This window comes from Granulosicoccus sp. 3-233 (genome assembly GCF_052681095.1).
Genome location: NZ_JBQYLE010000005.1, coordinates 96274 through 115054, shown reverse-complemented (window position 1 = coordinate 115054; position 18781 = coordinate 96274). Strand labels below are relative to the sequence as shown.

The following is an 18781-nucleotide window of genomic DNA, read 5'->3' as shown; positions in this document are numbered from 1 at the left end:
ACTGTCCGTCGTGGAAGGCCTCCTGCTTCAACGCCATGACTGGCACCTTCGGTCAGTGGCATGTTTGCTGCTGGTCATTGACAAGCGATCGGGATGGGTAAGCGCGTGCCTCAAGCTGCTGTCGAGAAAAAACAACTGCCGGCCAATGATGCCGAGTACGGTGATGATGCCGATGTCGAGCAGGCGGGCGAGGAGGCGCGACGACCTCGTTCCACGGCCGACAATCCGGTCAAGCGTGCGGTCGAGGAATTCAGTGACCTGATCAACGAGATGGATGACATTCGAGAGATGCTGCGGGCTCACGGTGTGCCGCTGCGAACAACTCGAATGATCGTCGAATTCGGTGTTCAGAAAAAGCCCGACAAGCAGGCTGTGGCCATTGACAGCGCAATGGAACAGGCTGAGAGCGCGTTCGGACAAGGTGGTTTGTCCCGACAGGCACTGGAAAATCACATTTCCACGATTGTTAACCTTGAGCTGGATCTGAACCATGCCAGATCGGTAGCACGAGAGGAGGGCCTGGATGCCAAGGCCTTGTCCACCTTGACACAAATGGTTCAGCAAAACCCGGGAGACGGCGGCGCAAAGGCGGTCAATACCTTTCTGGCCTATGCCCTGGCGTGTGGTATCAAGACCGATCAACTATCTGATATTGCTGGAAATCTGCTGCGACAGCCAGCATCCGTACTCCCACAGATACCGCGCAGGAAAGTGGAGGCACCGTCCTGGTCCGGCAAGAGGCTGGTGCGAGACGTTCTGACAGGTCTGCTCATCGGCATAGCGGTCATTGCCTTGCTGCTGTGACAGATAAATGGCACCTGGGGGAGTTATCAGGCTCTGTGCGGGGACTGATCACTGGCTCGCTAATTGCTCGAATACGGATGAGGTGTAATTGCGCAAAAGCCATATCGCAGGCTTTAGCTCTTATAATGGCGGCCGACCTTGCAGACTCTGTTTCTTCAGGCTGTTTCCATTACACATTCATGCATTCAGGAAAATCATTTATCCGATGAACGACGCTACTTCAACGCCCGGCAGTTTGGTCCGGAAGAGAATTCTGGTTACTGGTGGGGCAGGATTCCTGGGATCACATCTGTGTGAACGTCTTCTGAATGAAGGCAATGAAGTGATCTGTATGGACAACTACTTCACCGGATCCAAGCTGAACATATTGCCCTTGATGGACAACCCCAGCTTCGAGTTGTTGCGTCATGACGTAACCTTCCCGATTTATCTGGAGATTGACGAAATCTACAACCTGGCTTGTCCCGCGTCGCCCATTCACTACCAGCATGACCCGGTGCAGACCACCAAGACCAGCGTTCACGGTGCCATCAACATGCTGGGTCTTGCCAAGCGAACGGGGGCGAAGATCTTCCAGGCCTCAACCAGTGAAGTCTACGGTGACCCCAAGATTCATCCGCAGCACGAGAGCTACTGGGGACATGTGAATCCGATCGGTTTCCGGTCCTGCTATGACGAGGGCAAGCGTTGTGCGGAAACCCTGTTCTTCGATTACCACCGTCAGCACGATCTGCGTATCAAGGTGGGTCGTATCTTCAATACCTATGGCCCACGCATGCATCCCAACGATGGCCGCGTCGTGTCCAACTTCATCATGCAGGCTCTGACCGGTGAGCCGATCACCATCTACGGTGAAGGCGATCAGACTCGCTCGTTCTGCTACTGCCTGGATCTGATCGACGCCTTCGTGCGCATCATGGGCACCGGCGACGATTTCACCGGGCCGGTCAATATCGGCAATCCGGACGAGTTCACCATTCGTCAGCTGGCGGAGAAGGTCATCGAGATGACCGGCTCCAGCTCGGAACTGGTGTTCAAGGAACTGCCCAGTGACGATCCCACTCAGCGTCGTCCGGACATCACCAAGGCACGCAATGAGCTTGGCTGGGAGCCGCAGGTGAAGCTGGAGCAGGGCCTGGAAAAGACAATCGCCTATTTCGATGGGCTTCTGAAATCAGGTGCCACAGGGCACAAGGTAGCCGGAGTAAAATAGATCATGAAGGGCATCATACTGGCAGGTGGTTCTGGAACCCGGTTGCATCCGATGACTCAGGTTGTATCGAAGCAGCTGATGCCGGTGTATGACAAGCCCATGATCTACTACCCGCTCAGCACATTGATGCTGGCGGGTATTCGCGAGATATTGCTTATCTCCACACCAAGAGATATTCCCCTGTTCGAATCCCTGCTCGGTGATGGTAGCCAGTGGGGAATCGAACTCGACTATGCCACGCAGCCAGAGCCGGATGGCCTGGCGCAGTCATTCCTGATCGGCGAGGATTTCATCGGAGATGACTCGGTTGCTCTCATTCTTGGCGACAATATCTTCTATGGGCACGATCTGAGCAGCTCATTGCTCAACGCCACCAGCCAGACGCGAGGAGCGAGCGTGTTTGCCTATCGTGTCAGTGACCCGGAACGCTACGGCGTGGTAGCGTTCGACAAGAGTGGCAAGGCTCTGGATATCGAAGAAAAACCTGCTCAGCCGAAATCCAGTCATGCAGTAACAGGCCTGTATTTCTATGACAATGATGTCGTTGATATCGCCAAGTCCATCAAGCCCTCTGCCCGTGGCGAGCTGGAGATCACCGATGTCAACAAGGTGTATCTCGAGCGTGGAGATCTGATGGTAGAGGTCCTGTCGCGCGGCTTTGCCTGGCTCGATACCGGTACTTGCGGCTCTCTGCTGGAGGCCAGCCAGTTCGTCCAGACACTGGAGAGCCGCCAGGGTGTGAAGATTGCCTGCCCCGAAGAAGTCTCCTGGCGTCAGGGCTGGATCGATGACCATGACCTGCTGGCACTGAGCCGGCCGCTGATCAAGAGCGGTTATGGCAATTACCTCGTATCCCTGGTCGAAGAACAGAGCAATCTCGTTCAACTGAAGCTGGCCAGCTAGGTTCGCTGGATCATGCACCGGTGAGTGCAACGATTGCTCGCTGGCTGATGCGGTTGGTCGGCCGCTACCATGAGGTTCGTCAACCGGTAGCGCAAGGCAACATCTCATCGGCAACGGCCCACTGCCCATCCGTCGAAGAAGCCTCTACGCCGTCCGGGACCGCAACCAGCTGGGATTTGCAGCAACTGCGACTCGAAGCCGGTTGGTACATGCTGGAAATCGAGCACTCTCTCAGCAGTATCGGCTGCGTGCTGACCCTGGAAGGCGAGGGTGGTTTGCAGGAGCATCTGCTGCTGACTTCCAAGCCGGTCTGTAAACGAATCATCAGGCTCGATCGCTCCCTGCAGTGTTGCACCATCAGCCTGGATCAACCTGGCTGTACGCTGGAGCGAGTGGTACTGAGTGGCTTGACTTCCCGCTTTGCGATCAACCGGATTCGCAAACGTCTCAGCCATCGCGGTTGTGTCGATGCAGCAGAGACGGCTGACGTGTCAGTGCTCTATGCGGATTACCGGAGCCATGTACATGATGCGATATTCCCCCGAGCCTACACACCACAAGGCGAAGCAGACACTGACGGCAGTGTAGCCGCTACCATTACCGCAGAGCGAGATGGCGTGTTGCTGCTACTGTTGTCGTCCGCAAGCGGGCATGAGAACCCGGATGAGTCGATAATTGCCGCCATGGCCCATGCGAGACGACTGGGTTGGGAGATAGCATGGGATTCGACCACTGATCCGGAGTCGGTCGATACCGCCTCACTGGCGGGAAAACGGGTGTTTCGCATGCCATTGCCACACGGCTACCGTTGTCGGCGGGAGCTGTTTCACCAGATGTTGAGTGCCGTGAATGACGACAGCATCCTGGTATATGCCGATCACGATCATGTGAGTGCTGACGGGGCGGCGTCAGACCCGGTGTTGAAACCGGCCTGGAACCCCGAGCTGCTGTTGAACCGAAACTATATCCGGTTCCCCTGGATGGTCTGTGATGCCTGGAGACAGCGCCTGGCCCTTCCGCCGGGTGAAGGGCAGCAGACTCACGACCTGATACTGCTGGCAGCCTCGGTTGGCGTGTGCGAAAACGCGCACCGGGTGGAGGATGGTGCCTTGCCGCAGCACGAGTGGTTTGACAGACTCATGGCTGTGCCACCCTTGCGGGATCATCAGGTAACACGGATTCCACGGATTCTGGCAAGTCGCTATCTGCTGTCGAATGACAAGTACGGGCACGACCTGGAAGATGCTGACCAATGGCAGCAGTGCATCAGGCTGGCCCTGGCGAGAGCCGGTATCAAGGCCCGAGTCGAAGCGGGTGTGCACGCGGATATCAGTCGGGTTCTCTGGCCCTTGCCGGTAGCCTCGCCGGCTGTCGATATCATCATACCCACACGTGACAAGGTCGATATCCTGAAAACCTGTATCGACTCGGTGCTGGAAAAAACCCGCTATCCGAACTACCGCATACTGCTGGTGGACAATGACAGCGAAGAGCCGAAAACACTGGACTACTACCGTGCGCTGTCTCGGCAATCACGTGTCGACGTACTGCATTTTGCCGGTGCATTCAATTACTCGGCAATCAACAATCATGCGGTGGCGCAGGGTGAGTCTCCGATAGTGGTGTTGCTGAACAACGACACCGAGGTCATCTCGCCAGGCTGGCTGGATGAAATGGTCCGACAGGCCATGCGGCCGGAAATCGGCTGTGTTGGTGCAAAGTTGTATTACAGCAATGGCCGCATTCAGCACGGCGGGGTCATCGTGGGCATCACGGGTGTTGCCGGGCATGCCCACCGATACAGCCCCGGACAAGCAGCAGGCTATTGTCGTCGACTGATCTGCTCACAGAACCTGACGGCGGTCACAGCCGCCTGTCTGGCACTCAGACGAACGGTCTACGAGCAGGCAGGGGGGCTGGATCAGGACGAGTTGGGCGTTGCCTGGAATGATGTCGATCTGTGCATGAAGGTGCGTCGCCTGGGGTACAGGAATCTGTGGACGCCGCATGCCGAGTTGTATCACCACGAAGGTCTGAGTCGTGGTGCTGACGATACGCGCGTCAAGACAAGACGCGTGGATGCGGAACGGCGCGTCATGATGCAACGCTGGGCACTGGAAGACTTCAGCGACCCCGCCTATCACCCCTTACTCGCTCGAGACAATGAAGGCTTCGCGTTGGGGAAAAAGATTGCCTAGCCAGCAGGCCTCCGCTTCCCAGTTGTGCCGAACAGAGCGTGCATCGTCGTCAGCATGATGATTGCCGTGGACCGCATGCTCGGTGACGCAACGGGTAAAGCCGTGACAGCTGACATCGAGATCCATTGCCTTGAGCGATGCCAGCAGCAGGGTTCCCGCGCTGGGCGGAGCCCGGAAGCAGGCAACCAGCTCGTGCCATTGTGATGCAGGACATTGACTCAACGGTTTGCCGGGGCCGGGCAGGGTCGGCCAGAAGAAGGACGGCCGCGTCAGTGAATCCAGACCGCTGACGATGATGCCTTTCGCATCCGCCGGACAGCATGATACCGGCGTCGACGGAGACATGACCCAGATATCGGTACGCCGGCCGGTGTGGCGGATCTTGTTCGGCTCCATCGATACCTTGTTGAACCTGATGACGAGGTCGGCAGAGTCGATTTCGTCTCCCCTGCCGGCAGTCAGTATGCTGGGAGAGTTCCCGACGACCGCGACCGTGGGTCGATACGAGGTGTCCTTGCCGCCTGCAGCACGCGATAGACACTCTCTGATCAGAACTTCGAAAGGTTGTGTCAGCGAGAGCAATTGCCTGGCGGCCTGGCGTCGTCTCTTGCCTACTGGAAACCCCTTTGCCACCACGGGTAGGCGCATGGACTCGCCTTGTGTCAGCAAGCAGGGGTAATGAGAAAGGCGAGACCCCAGGTATCCGGATTGCAGAACATCGCGTGCGCAGGCAATCGGATCCTGCCAGACGGGTGAGATCAGAGCGTCGTGGCGCCGTTGGCGCTCTTCGTTGCTCAGCTCGGGAAACAGCGTCGGGCTGAGAATCGAATCCAGCAGCTTGAGCCACAACTTCGGGGAGGCTCTGTCAGCTGCGAGGTAGTGGTTGGCGACATGCTGCCAGTCTCTCAGGGTAAGTCCCCTGAGTGCCTGGCAAATGTCGAAATGGATTATCCAGTCGCTGGATCGACCACTGTTCTCTGCCTGCGTCAAGGCCGAGTCCAGCAGAGAAGAATCCCAACGACCCTGTCGATAACGTGTCTCGAGTTCGCCGTTCTCCAGTACTGCCGGAGTCACCGTGCCGTGCGCCCGGCAACCAGGGATCTCAGGATGGCGCTCTGACTGTCTTCCATGAAACGGGTGGGGGACTCCTTGAACTTCTGGAACTTTCTGCGACTCGATTCCAGCCCGGACTTCAGTCTGACGGAACGGTTGGCACGGGAACACAACGATTGCTGCGTGCGCAGAATCAGGTCTTCGTAACCATCCGGTTCGTTGACCGAAGACTGTAGCCCTGCCTGGCCATGCCGATCCTGACAAGTTGAGCCCCCCGTGGCTTCCCGGGTGCTTTGCCTGCCAGCTTCTGACAACCGTGTCCGTATCAGTGTACGCAGGGTGCACTGATTGCTCATGACGTGATAGTCGGAAGTTGCGCTGTCGAGCAGATCGGCCAACGCGTCCTGCTGCTCTTCGAGCAGGCGCCGGGAATCGCCATGCTCCAGGAATCTGCTTATGCAAGCCTGGACTTCTTCGAATCCCGATGGGGTACCGCTGATGAAGGCAGCCGGAACCGAGGCGCGCAAGGCATCCACGGCAATGCCAGCGGAATCGCAGAGCACCAGATCTGCCTTGCCAATGACATTGAGACGGTGACACAGATGGGAGAGCTGGTACAGCTCTACCAGAACCTTGTCCAGTCTGCGACTTTTCAGGCTGCCTCCGGGTTCGTTCTTGCTGTCCAGAAAATGTGGAATCAGTACTTCGTGCGGCGTACGCTTGCCATAAAGCATGGGGTTCAGCGCAAGGTGCAGGCTGCGCATCATGGTGGTGTCTGTTCGCTGCAGGTTGGCCTCGTCATCCAGAATGGCGATGGCGTGCCGGCCAGAGCGATACATGAGACCGCCCAGGTAGCTGGGCAGAGGTTCCTGAAGCCTGTAGTGAAGGCTGGTGTCCACCGGGAAGTCCAGCGCGCCACCGGTCTGTCCGACAAGCTCTGCAGGCAGAAGAGCCGGCAAAGGCTCTTGCAACGGGCCCGGAAGATTCACCGCAATCTCGGTGCTCAAGAGGGAGTTGGGAAAAACGGGCCATGCCTCGAGCAGTAACGGCTGTCTGCGGGTATCGTCGTTCGTGCCCGGACGGGCACGATCATGGCGACGTTGCGTTCTCTCGACAACGATGTGCTGAGGCCTTCGGGAGCAAGGCGTCTTGCGCAACAGCGCCGAGTAGTCGGGATAGCTGCTCACGCCGATGACCGAGCTTATCGCGTTGTTGATGTCGATGTATTGCAGCGATGGCAGATTCATGGTTGTGACTGGTTCATTATCCAGGCCATTATTCGTCAAACGACGGCTTGTGATTACACCGCAACGTTCTGCAGCGACTGTGAACCTTCCTTTTTCCAGTGCGCCAGCAGGGTATCGGCTGATTTTCCGGCGGTGGCATTCTGACGAACGTAGCTTTTCATGCGACTCAGCTCCGCGCTGTCATGAGGGGGGTCCAGCGTCCGCTGCAGGGCGGCGTGCCAGTCATCGACGGTATTGGCAATGTGCAGTCCGTCGATGTCGTGCCTGCAGATGTCATGGTTGGGTGAACAGATGGCTGGTGTCCCGAATGCTGCCGACTCGATGAACTTGATGTGCGATTTCGCATGAGTGAACGGTGACTTGACCAGCGGCGCCAGCGTGACGGAACTGCTGGCAATGATCTGGGGAAGCTTGAAATAATCAATCCAGGGAGAGCGTGACAGTCGAGCTTTCGGAAATTTTCTCTCATCCGTGTTCAGCGATCCGACAATCAGCAGTCTGATGTTCTTGTCACGATTCACGAAGTCGGCCAGTACGTCGACAATTTCCGAAAAATCCCTGTTGTGGCTGTTCGAACCAGGCAGATAGGTAATGGTGCGACCTTCGTTTGCCGGATCAGTCTGCCGACTTACCGGCGTATCCAGCCAGCGCATGGACAGACCATTGGGGATGACGCTGACTCGGCTTCTGCCGGTCTGTTCGCGCCAGTGGTGGGCCAGCGGCTCGGTAGCCACCGTTATCTCGTCAAAACACAACATGGCCTGCAGATTGCGCTTGAACTGGGCGCGCACACTGAGTTCGGTCGCCTGATCATTGATGACGCTGGGTGACAAGGCAGAGTAGCGTGGAATGAACACCAGGTCATCCACATCGGCTACGGTGCGAATGCCCAGTCTTCGGCAACGTTTGAGAATCTGGTCAAGCGTCTTGCTCGGGCGAGGGCGGAGTACACAGACAGTACGGTATCTGTTCAGGTGCTCAATGCGCACATCGGTCAGCGGAGCGATGTCAGCAATATGTCCCTTCTGCCGCAGAGATTCGGCCAGGTGATAGCAACGATAGCGTGTCGACCCATCTCGCCAGGGGGTGAGTTCATGACGCGAACCATGCAGAAACAATATGTTCAAGACAACTCTGGATTCCGACCGAGAGAGCGTTTACATGCAGTTTGCAAGCCAGTAATGATCGAAATGTGAGAATCCTTCGGCGCGGCTGGCTTGAATGCTGCTTGTTCCGGAAGTCTCGGCTTATCGGAACTATTGCTAGTGAGCACGTTGGAACTGGAAGACAGTATCACCTGTGAGGAGCAGGGAAGTGACTGCAAGACATCCAGTTTCGCCGTTTCCTTCTCCAATGGCATTCGCAGAATCAGGAACATCAGTCGATTTCTGGGCGTCACCGAAGTGGTCAGCCCGGTACAGGCTGCCAGACGACATCTGCCCGTATCGAGCGTGGTTGTCTGGGGACGCAAGCAGAACAGCGAGCGAGCGCTGCGTTATGCTGCTCACCACCAGCTACCGGTGTTGTATGTCGAGGATGGCTGGATCCGGTCCTGTTCGGCCAATGCGCATTCCCGAGTCTGTTATTCGTTGTTGGTGGACGATCTCGGCGTGTATTACGACAGTACGGTGCCATCCTCGCTGGAGCGCTACCTGAACCAGCCTGACGAGCAGTTCGACCCGCAGTGCAACGCAGGCGATCTGCGCTATGCAGCCCGCTGTCGGCAGCTGATGATCGACAGGGACATCACCAAGTACAATTTCTGCAAGCAGCCTGATGGCGCGCGTCTGCACGGCGATGGCAGAGAGCTGGTGCTGGTGCTGGATCAGACCTGTGACGATGCATCCGTGAGGTTCGGGGGGCTGGATGCCGCAGGCTTCGAAGCCATGCTGGAACGTGCCATACAGGAAAATCCGGAAGCACGGATCGTCGTACGCACGCATCCGGACGTGGTTGCAGGGCGTCGTGAGGGCTATCTGCAGGCGCGGGCAAAGGAGCTGGGCATTGAGCTCAGTGCCGATGCTGACAACCCCATCCCGTGGTTGAAGCGATCGACAGTGGTATATGCAGGCACGTCACAGTTGGGCTACGAAGCCCTGCTGTGCGGATGCACCGTCAAGGTCGCCGGACAACCCTTTTACGCCGGTTGGGGCCTGACCGAAGACTGGCAGCCGATTGAACGCAGAACGGCGCGGCGAACGCTTGACCAGCTGTTTCACGCCACGCATGTACATCATGCCCGTTACTGCTGTCCTGTCACCGGCAGGATCTGGTCACTGCGTGAATGTCTCGATCACGTCTGCCTGCAGCAGGACTATTTTCAGAGGAACGCCGGCAGCCGGGTCTGTGTCGGCATCACGCCCTGGAAAAAACGTTATCTGGCGCAGTTTCTACGCTCACCCGATGGGCGACTGCGTTTTTCCAACAGGAATGATGCCGCGCCCAGTGAGATGCCCCTGTGCTGGAGCTTTACCGACTCGGCCAATGGTATCGGCAGGAAACTGTCTTCTGCAGGCTGCGACCAGCCGGGATCGGCCGGCTCCTCGGCCTTCATCCGGGTCGAGGATGGCTTCATCCGCTCACGGGGCCTGGGTTCCGATTTCGTGCCACCGGCGTCGCTGGTCATCGATGAAATGGGACTGTATTTCGATGCCGGTTCGCCCAGTACACTGGAGAGACTGCTTAACGAATATGTCTGTTCAGACGAGGAGCTACGCCGGGCAAGGGTACTTCGGCAATCGATTCTGTCGGCCAATCTGACCAAATACAATGTCGGTCGGCAGGAGGGTGAGTCCGTACCGCGCAATGCGCGAACTGCCGACAAGAAGCGGATTCTGGTCGTTGGCCAGGTCGAAGGAGATCAATCCATTCTGCGTGGCGGGAAGGACGTCAGATCCAATGGTGGACTTCTGACGGCGGTGAGAAAGGCCAATCCCGATGCCTTCATTGTCTACAAGCCGCACCCCGATGTGGTCAGCGGCAACCGCAAGGGGGAGGTCAATGACAGCATTCTCAACAGTTGTGTCGATCGTGTCGAGAGCGTTCGACATTTTCTCGATTGCCTGCATGAATGTGATGAGTTGCACACCATGACATCGCTATCCGGGTTCGAAGCCATTCTGAGGGATGTGCCGGTCGTTACCTACGGCATGCCGTTCTATGCCGGTTGGGGAATAACCACGGACACACTCACCTGCGCCCGACGCAGGGGTGAACGAACGGTGGACGAACTGGTGTATCTGTGTCTGGTGGCCTATCCGCATTACGTCGATCTGGACAGTGGCGAATTCATCTCGGTGGAACAGCTGATCGCGAAGATGGGGGCCGAAGGGAGTGATAGCCGCACCATGACCGGCATGCGCTGGATGAGCAAACTGGCCAATGTCTGCGGAGCCCTGTCCTACCGGGCATGACCGGATGCCGGAATCCTGTCTGGATACATGCCCGACCGAACAACATTCTGATCATCAGAGTTACTTGCCAGCACCATGAGAAGAGTCATACTGCATATCGGACGTCACAAGACCGGCACGACTGCCATTCAGCGATTTCTGCGCAAGAACCGCAGCTTGCTGGAGGAATGCGGCTTCTGTTATCCCGACTATGGCATACGAGGCTTCGGCCATCACGAGATAGGGGCGCCGATCACGCGTGGTGCATTGTCACGTGTGCGGCACAAGGCGGATGACATCATCGCCGGTGTTCGCAAGGGGCTGGATGCCGTCGTGCAGCAGCAGAAGAATCCCCTTGTCATCAGTTCGGAGGCATTCCAGAACTGCAACCCGGCGGATGTGCGCAAGTTGTTCGACGGGTATGACGTGGAAGTGATTGTCTATCTGCGAGAACAGGTCAAGTACCTGCTGTCGGCCTATGCCCAGAAGGTCCAGGCGAGCAACTACAGCGGTACGCTTGAAGATTTCTTTCTGGCCACGTCGCATTCCACTTACAAGGATTTTCTGGACGATTGGGAGAAGCATTTCCCGAACCGGATCAGGGTGAAGAACTATGACAGACAGGAATTGATCAAGGCCAATGTGGTGGTGGATTTCTGCCAGACCTTTCTGGGCATGGATGGCGATACCGTTGCGGCAAGGTGTCAGGACACAGATGCCAACCCGTCGCTGACCAGTGACCTGCTGGCTTTCAAGTTGCGCGTCAATCACGGGGAGCCACTGTCTGCCGAGCATTCTCGGATGCTGTTCAACGGTCTGGCCAGGCTGGCCGTTGAAGACAAGAGTGGCAGTCTGAGGATTCCCGAGGCGCTGGCCTGTCGAGTGGCACGACGCTATGCAGAGTCGAACCGCTATATCGCTGATCGCTACTTCGGCAGAGAAACGTTGTTCCGACCTTTCAGTTGTACGGCGGGTTCGACGATGGATGCCAGTCTGGATGCGCGCATGAGCCGGATACGTGAAAAGCTGATTTCCGGGACGCCGGAGCTGGCGCCGTATCTGCCGGACAGTAGGGTCGCCGAAAAGCGCTAGTTCACAGAATCGCCAGAATTCATCTGGCACGCAAGTTGTTAGATCAGTCAATGGTGGTGCAGTCGACCTTCATTGGTGATCAGGGACGGTAGGTTCTGTGCCAGCACAATATGTTCAGTATTACTGTTACTGGACGATACCCACGGTAGAGGTCGGCTAAATGCGGGTAGTCATCGAATTACCCCAATGCACATTCGGATAAAAGCAAAAATGCAGAAGAGTGCTTTACGCTCTATTGATTCAGTGTCAGGTTCGCAGGAGCTGCAGGGGGATTCTGCACAGGCCCTGTCGAGAAACGCGCTTTTACTGCAAGGGCCCATTGGTCCATTCTTCTCGCGTTTTGCCCAGGATCTGACCCGGCGTGGCTTCAACGTCACCAAGATCAACTTCAATGGTGGTGACAGCTTCTTCTACAGGAATTCCGGGGCACTCGACTATACCGGTACCCTGGACGACTGGGAGGTCTGGCTGGAGCGCGTGCTCATCAACTGCCAGATTGGTCGTATCTATCTGTTCGGTGATTGCCGTTCCTATCACCGGATCGCCAGAGAGCTGGCCAAGCGCCTGAAGATCAGGGTCTTCGTGTTCGAGGAAGGCTATATTCGTCCCAACTTCATCACGCTGGAAGAGGAGGGCGTCAACGGCCACTCCAGCATGATGTCCCGACCCTTCAGAAAGTCCGAGGTCACCGACGAATTGCCGACCGAATTGCAACAACCGAATCATGTGTTTCACCTGACTGCCGTGTACTCGATGATGTATTACCTGGCCAGTGCGGCGCAACGCGATCGATTCCGACACTATCGCCATCATCGCCCCTTCGAGTGCTTTTCTGAAGGTGCCAGATGGATTCGCTCGGGCCTGAGAAAGTGGAAGTACGGCAGACAGGAGAAACCCGTTCTGAAAGACATCCTCTCCCAGTACGACGGAAATTTCTTCCTGTGTCCGTTGCAGGTGCACTGTGACATGCAGGTGATCGTGCACTCGGAATTCAATTCGATCGAACACTTCATCGGCGATGTTCTGGCCTCATTCCGCGAGCATGCGAGCAGCAACAAGGCCATTGTCTTCAAGCACCATCCTCTGGACAGGGGCTATACCGACTACACGACCCTGTTTGCCAATCTGGTTGCCGAGCTGGGACTGCAGGGACGGGTCTTCTATGTTCACGATGTCTGTCTGCCGACGCTGTTGAAGCATGCTCAGGGGACGGTGTTGATCAACAGCACCGTCGGCATTTCATCTCTGTTCCACGGCGCACCCGTCAAGACACTGGGCAAGGCGATCTACGATATTCCGGGCTTGACGGCGCAGGAATCCCTCGATGACTTCTGGTCCTGCAAGAGGGCTGTCAACAGTGACCTCTTCAAGAGCTTTCGTGCCTTTCTGATCAATCGAAACCAGTTGAATGGCAATCTGTATCGTCGTGTCAGCGACGAAGGGGAAACCGGAATCGTCTGGTCAAGCAATCTTGCGGAGATCCACTCCTGGCAGGAAGATACCGCCGTGGTCGAGAGAGTCGCAGTACCTTCGCTCAAGGTTGTGGGAGGGACATCCGTCGCCGGTTTCAATCAGGACAAGGACGGGAGTGCCGAAGCAGCCTGATCCGCTCATGGGCGAGCAGGCATCAAGCTGCTCGCCTTGTGTCATGGTGGTCGGAAAATGATCGAACAGGCCTCGATGCCCAGAAGCGCCTTGCAATCAGGCTGGCGTGTGCCAATCCATCACGTGTGATAATCCAGCAAGGGTGAAGCGCAGTAAGGGTGAGGCGCAGAAAGGAGCGTGCGCCTCCCTCCTGATCATTCTGTCTGGCCGGGTTCTCCAGTCAGTCTTGTCGCCTCGGAGAGCGAAATGATGCCTTCCTGGGCCAGCTTCAGCAGGCTGCGTCCCAGACTCCGCTGTTGTTCCACGAGTGAAAACGCGTACCGGTAATCGGCATCGTACAGGGCATCGCGTAGTTCGCTGGTGATGGAGATGACATCGAAGATATCCAGCCAGTTGCGATGGCCGGTGCCATTGCAGCGATCGCAGCCTTCGGAACTGCTGAACGAGGAGCGCATGCGGTGCCGGAGCCAGTCGTTGATGTTTCCCGACTGAATCGGGCTGTAGCGGGCCAGCCAGGCGGTGCCTGCATCATCGGGCGAGGCTGGAACTCTGCAATACGGGCACAGGCAGCGGACGCGATGTTGCAGTACGATCGCTGTCAGACAGTGCGCCAGTGTTTCACTGCGTATGCCCAGGCCGAGCAGGCGACCGATACATCCGGCTGCGCTGTCGGCGGCAATGCTGTTGACGACGAGGGTCTGTTCGGCAGCCTGATTGATCAATCGCCGCGCAGCCGTGTCTTCCAGTGTCTGCGCCGTGACGATGGCGTCTGCACCAAGGCGACACATGGCATTCCAGGTATCCTGCTGCGAACTGTCGGCCGGGAAGTCCATGCCCAGCTGGGTGGTGCGTGGTATCACGGGGTGTACCAGTGTGTCTGCCACAATGATTTTCATGTCAGGAGCGACCAGGCTCTGGGCAATGGCTCGACTGATTCTGCGTCTGGCCTGTGACAGCTCGCCCGCAACCACAATCAGCCCGTTTCGTTGCTGCAGGGCTTCTTTCAGGGTACTCAACTGTACGCGGTTGAGGCCGAGATCTTCCAGACGAGCCGGTTGCTGGCGCGAATCGTCCAGATGGGTCAGCAGGTAGGTTGCCCCTTTACTGCTGCGAACCACATCGAGTTGATACAGGCAGGTAGTGTTCGACACCGTGAAGTTGAACCAGCCACGCCTTGCAGTATCAGAATTGTCGGCATGCCACAGGCTGCCTTGCAGACGTGCCAGGGCATCGAGATAGGGAGTGCTGTCCTCGAGTCGGATTTCGGTGAATTCGAACAGACTCCTGAACCGCACGCGCAGGCAATCGCTCTCGGGTTCGAAATGGATCTCGAAGGCGTCCCTGCCTTCTGCCTCATGCAGCACGTTGCCGAGAGTGTCCCAGCAGGCTCTTTCCTCGACAGGGCAGACACTCATGGCCGTTGTCAGATCCACGGGAGCGATATCTGCAGCGGGAGCAGGAGAGGGCAAGGGACGAGACATGCAATGGATTTTGTGCAGTTGATTCAAGCAGCTATCGGCGCAGCTCTCGTTTTTCGTTGCAGCAAAGAGTAAGGTGAAGCGCGATCTGTGATTGGACGCGCGCTTCGAGTCAACGAACTGTGATCAGTTTATCGTGCACTCCAGCGATTCCCCAATGCGAAAGCACCGCTTGCCCGGCGCGCAGGGAATACCGGCTGGCAGGGGGCTGGAACCTGCAGGACAGACATTCCCTCGCTCTCCGGTACACCACTTGCCATTGTTGAGCTCATAACAGGCAGCGTCGTCCTGCAGACACTGACTGCTGCTGTCCACTTGAGTGTCGGTACTCTTGCAGACGTCGGCATGACCCCCATTGCCAGAAGGGCGCGGCTTGTCGTTCAGGCCACCACCGGATGCACAGGCACCCAGCAGCACAAAGAGGGTCGTGGCAAACAGGGCTCGACAGAATGTTGTTCGCATCACTTGAAATACACCGGTTTGACTTCGCCTCGGTCGAGCTTGCCTTTCCACAGGGCAGGGCCGGTGACATGCACGGACTCACCCGTGGTATCGACCGCAACCGTTACCGGCATGTCTTCGACCACAAACTCGTGAATCGCTTCCATTCCAAGGTCCTCGAAGGCGACAACGCGAGACTGGCGTATGGCCTTGGACACCAGATAGGCGGCACCACCGACAGCCATCAGATAGACAGCCTTGTGCTTGCGAATGGCATTTATGCCGGCTTCGCCGCGCTCGGCCTTGCCGATCATGCCGAGCAGACCACACTGATCGAGCATCATCTCGGTGAATTTGTCCATGCGGGTGGAGGTTGTCGGTCCGGCAGGTCCGACGACTTCATCGCGTACAGGGTCGACCGGGCCGACGTAGTAGATGAACCGGCCGTTGAAGTCGACACCTTCGGGCAGGCCTTCTCCACTTTCCAGAAGACTCTGGATACGTTTGTGTGCGGCATCACGACCCGTCAGCATGGCACCGCTGAGCAGCAGGGTCTCTCCCGGTTTCCAGCTGGCTACATCCTCGGGAGTGACACTGTCAAGGTTCACGCGTCTGGCGCCGGTGCCTGCGTCATAGGTGATCGCCGGCCAGTCTTCCAGTGACGGTGGTGTCTGCAGGGCAGGGCCGTTGCCGTCAAGCACGAAGTGGGCATGACGGGTGGCGGCGCAGTTCGGAATCATGGCGACCGGCTTGGAGGCGGCATGGGTCGGATAGTCGAGAATCTTGACATCGACCACGGTGGTAAGCCCGCCGAGACCTTGCGCACCGATACCCAGCGCGTTCACGGCCTCGAAGATTTCCAGACGAAGTTCCTCGATCCGGTTCTGCGGTCCCCGATCCTTCAATGCCTGGATATCGACCGGCGCCATCAGGGATTGCTTGGCCAGTACCGCTGCCTTTTCCGAGGTGCCGCCAATGCCGATGCCGAGCATGCCCGGCGGGCACCAGCCCGCGCCCATGGTCGGCACCGTCTTGACAACCCAGTCAACGATGCTGTCGCTGGGGTTCAGCATGGCCAGTTTGGACTTGTTCTCCGAGCCACCACCCTTGGCAGCAATCTCGAAGTCCACGGTGTCGCCTTCGACGATCTCGGTATGGATGACCGCTGGTGTGTTGTCGCCCGTGTTCTTGCGAGCGCCGGCAGGGTCAGCCAGGATCGATGCACGCAGTTTGTTGTCGGGGTGGTTGTAGGCGCGACGAACCCCTTCGTTGATCATGTCTGTCAGGCTCATGGATGCGTCCCACTGAACATTCATGCCCACCTTGACGAATACGGTCACGATGCCGGTATCCTGACACAGAGGGCGCTTGCCTTCGGCGCACATGCGGGAGTTGACCAGAATCTGCGCCATCGCGTCCTTGGCCGCCTGGGATTCCTCGCGCTGCCAGGCTTCATGCACAGCGTCGATGTAATCCTTGGGGTGGTAGTAGCTCATGAACTGCAGGGCGTCGCAGACACTGTCTATCAGGTCATCCTGGCGAATCACGCTCATTGAAGGGACTCTTGGCTGGGGTGGAAGATAGGCGGCAGTTGCCACTCACATATACTGATTATAGAGCCTGATTGCCACGAGAGGCTTGACGGGTGGCAATCGGGGCAGGCAATATCCACTTGTGATGAATGAATTCTCCCATAACAAGAGCTGCAGTACCCGGAGTTGGCGCTGGCGAAGCTGAACGACCGCATCTGCCTGCCTGTCTGTATCGGCACCGGAGAACCGGACTTGCCGATAGCCATACCAACCGATAGCCTTGTTTGAGAACCGATAGTCATGAATCCCGCCGATTTTGAGCGTTACCGCGCCGAAGGTTATACTCGCATCCCTTTGAGCTGCGAGCTCATAGCTGATCTGGACAACCCGCTTTCCACCTTCATGAAGCTGGCTGACCAGCCCTATACCTTTCTGTTCGAATCGGTGCAGGGTGGCGAGAAATGGGGCCGATACTCGATCATCGGACTCCCGGCCAGAACCGTTGTTCGTGTTCGTGGCAAGCAGATCACCATCGAACATCAGGGGGTCGAGTCGGCACCCGAGGAGGTGGCTGAGCCGCTGGACTGGATAGAAGAGTATCAGTCGCAGTTCCGGATTCCCGATATCGCCGGGCTGCCACGTATCACCGGCGGACTGGTTGGCTATTTCGGCTATGACACCGTGCGTTACATCGAACCCCGGCTGGGCGCCAACCCGCATCCGGATCCCATCGGCAACCCGGATATCCTGCTCATGGTGACCGATGAGCTGGTGGTATTCGACAACCTCAGCGGCAAGCTGACCATCATCGTGTTGGTGGACCCGGAGGCCGAGGATGCCAGGCTTGCAGGCATCCGGCGGGTCGCCGAACTGCATGATCAGATCCGGCAGCCGTTACCGGTCCGGAAAAGCAGCCACCCGACCTCCAGGGTGGCAGAGGCAGATTTCGAGAGCGGATTCACCGAGTCAGGCTACAAGCAGGCGGTATCGAAGATCATCGACTACATCACCCAGGGTGAGTGCATGCAGGTGGTTCTGTCGCAACGTCTGTCAGTGCCGTTTGCCGCGCCACCGCTGGACCTGTACCGCTCCTTGCGCACACTCAACCCTTCGCCGTACATGTTCTACCTCGACCTGGGGGATCACCACGTGGTGGGAGCCTCACCGGAAATACTGGTGCGGCTGGAGGACTCGGAGGTCACCGTTCGTCCACTGGCCGGTACCCGTCCTCGCGGTGCCGACGAGGCTCAGGATCTGGCGAATGAGGAATCCCTGCTGGCCGACCCCAAGGAGTTGGCCGAGCATCTGATGCTGATCGACCTGGGACGCAACGATATCGGCCGCATCGCCACGACGGGTACGGTAGAGGTCACCGACAAGTTCAGCATCGAGCGCTATTCCCATGTCATGCACATCGTGTCCAATGTCGTGGGCAAGCTGAAGGACAACATGACACCGATGGATGTGCTCAAGGCGACCTTTCCGGCGGGAACCCTCTCCGGAGCACCGAAGGTGCGTGCCATGGAAATCATTCAGGAACTGGAGCCTGTCAAGCGTGGGGTCTATTCGGGTGCTGTCGGCTATCTGTCCTGGAACGGCAATATGGACACGGCCATCGCGATACGCACCGCCGTCATCAAGGATGGCACGCTGAACGTACAGGCGGGTGCCGGTATCGTCTACGACTCGGATCCCGAGAGCGAATGGCAGGAAACGCATTCCAAGGCGCGCGCCATATTCAGGGCCGTCACCATGGCAGAAGCCGGGCTGGATTCACCGCCGGTGCTGTTTGACGAGTTGCCATCCGGAGGTGAGGCATGAGC

The 18781-nt window shown here is 57.6% G+C and carries 14 protein-coding genes; 8 read left to right on the top strand and 6 right to left on the bottom strand.

Annotated elements, in window-relative coordinates:
- Positions 1-105 precede the first annotated feature (105 nt).
- The 4 genes from ACUNV4_RS14640 (at position 106) to ACUNV4_RS14625 (ending at position 5118) form a co-directional block, all read left to right on the top strand.
- Complete coding sequence (locus ACUNV4_RS14640; RefSeq protein WP_430879319.1) at positions 106-804, top strand: hypothetical protein; 699 nt, start codon at positions 106-108, stop codon at positions 802-804.
- A gap of 205 nt (positions 805-1009) precedes the next feature.
- Entirely contained in the window at positions 1010-2017 is a 1008-nt protein-coding gene (locus ACUNV4_RS14635; protein ID WP_430879318.1) for a UDP-glucuronic acid decarboxylase family protein, read from the top strand.
- Positions 2018-2020: 3 nt separating this feature from the next.
- Positions 2021-2920: a glucose-1-phosphate thymidylyltransferase RfbA gene (gene rfbA, locus ACUNV4_RS14630; RefSeq protein ID WP_430879317.1), complete on the top strand. Its 900-nt coding sequence runs from the start codon at positions 2021-2023 to the stop codon at positions 2918-2920.
- A gap of 20 nt (positions 2921-2940) precedes the next feature.
- Positions 2941-5118 carry a glycosyltransferase family 2 protein gene (locus tag ACUNV4_RS14625; RefSeq protein WP_430879316.1) on the top strand — a complete coding sequence of 726 codons (2178 nt, stop codon included), beginning with the start codon at positions 2941-2943 and terminating at the stop codon, positions 5116-5118.
- On the opposite strand, the gene ACUNV4_RS14620 is transcribed toward ACUNV4_RS14625, so the two are convergent.
- Genes ACUNV4_RS14620 through ACUNV4_RS14610 form a run of 3 tightly spaced genes read right to left on the bottom strand, consistent with a single transcriptional unit; the run spans position 5068 to position 8545 of the window.
- Entirely contained in the window at positions 5068-6192 is a 1125-nt protein-coding gene (locus tag ACUNV4_RS14620; RefSeq protein WP_430879315.1) for a glycosyltransferase family 29 protein, read from the bottom strand. The two genes, ACUNV4_RS14625 and ACUNV4_RS14620, sit on opposite strands and share 51 nt — an antisense overlap.
- Positions 6189-7418: a hypothetical protein gene (locus tag ACUNV4_RS14615; protein ID WP_430879314.1), complete on the bottom strand. Its 1230-nt coding sequence runs from the start codon at positions 7416-7418 to the stop codon at positions 6189-6191. Before ACUNV4_RS14615 ends, ACUNV4_RS14620 begins: the two co-directional genes overlap by 4 nt.
- Before the next feature lie 53 nt (positions 7419-7471).
- Complete coding sequence (locus ACUNV4_RS14610; RefSeq protein ID WP_430879313.1) at positions 7472-8545, bottom strand: glycosyltransferase; 1074 nt, start codon at positions 8543-8545, stop codon at positions 7472-7474.
- 138 nt (positions 8546-8683) lie between these two features.
- Here ACUNV4_RS14610 and ACUNV4_RS14605 point away from each other — a divergent pair, with 138 nt between their 5' ends.
- The 3 genes from ACUNV4_RS14605 to ACUNV4_RS14595 all read left to right on the top strand — a co-directional run bounded on the left by ACUNV4_RS14605 (position 8684) and on the right by ACUNV4_RS14595 (position 13507).
- Positions 8684-10831, top strand: coding sequence for a capsular polysaccharide biosynthesis protein (locus ACUNV4_RS14605; protein WP_430879312.1), 2148 nt, complete (start codon positions 8684-8686; stop codon positions 10829-10831).
- 75 nt (positions 10832-10906) lie between these two features.
- Positions 10907-11902 (top strand): hypothetical protein, encoded by a 996-nt coding sequence (locus ACUNV4_RS14600; protein WP_430879311.1) that lies wholly within the window; start codon positions 10907-10909, stop codon positions 11900-11902.
- A gap of 243 nt (positions 11903-12145) precedes the next feature.
- Positions 12146-13507, top strand: coding sequence for a capsule biosynthesis protein (locus ACUNV4_RS14595; RefSeq protein ID WP_430879310.1), 1362 nt, complete (start codon positions 12146-12148; stop codon positions 13505-13507).
- 194 nt (positions 13508-13701) lie between these two features.
- Here ACUNV4_RS14595 and ACUNV4_RS14590 read toward each other — a convergent pair whose 3' ends face one another.
- The 3 genes from ACUNV4_RS14590 to ACUNV4_RS14580 all read right to left on the bottom strand — a co-directional run bounded on the left by ACUNV4_RS14590 (position 13702) and on the right by ACUNV4_RS14580 (position 16979).
- Complete coding sequence (locus tag ACUNV4_RS14590) at positions 13702-14988, bottom strand: ATPase, T2SS/T4P/T4SS family (protein ID WP_430879309.1); 1287 nt, start codon at positions 14986-14988, stop codon at positions 13702-13704.
- A 123-nt stretch (positions 14989-15111) separates the two neighbouring features.
- Entirely contained in the window at positions 15112-15447 is a 336-nt protein-coding gene (locus ACUNV4_RS14585) for a hypothetical protein (protein ID WP_430879308.1), read from the bottom strand.
- A complete protein-coding gene (locus tag ACUNV4_RS14580) occupies positions 15447-16979 on the bottom strand; it encodes a fumarate hydratase (RefSeq protein WP_430879307.1) in 1533 nt (510 codons plus the stop codon). The genes ACUNV4_RS14585 and ACUNV4_RS14580 overlap by 1 nt, the downstream gene beginning before the upstream one ends.
- Before the next feature lie 279 nt (positions 16980-17258).
- On the opposite strand from ACUNV4_RS14580, the gene trpE reads away from it, so the two are divergent.
- Positions 17259-18779, top strand: a complete 1521-nt coding sequence (gene trpE, locus ACUNV4_RS14575) for an anthranilate synthase component I (RefSeq protein ID WP_430879306.1) — start codon at positions 17259-17261, stop codon at positions 18777-18779.
- Positions 18780-18781 lie beyond the last annotated feature (2 nt).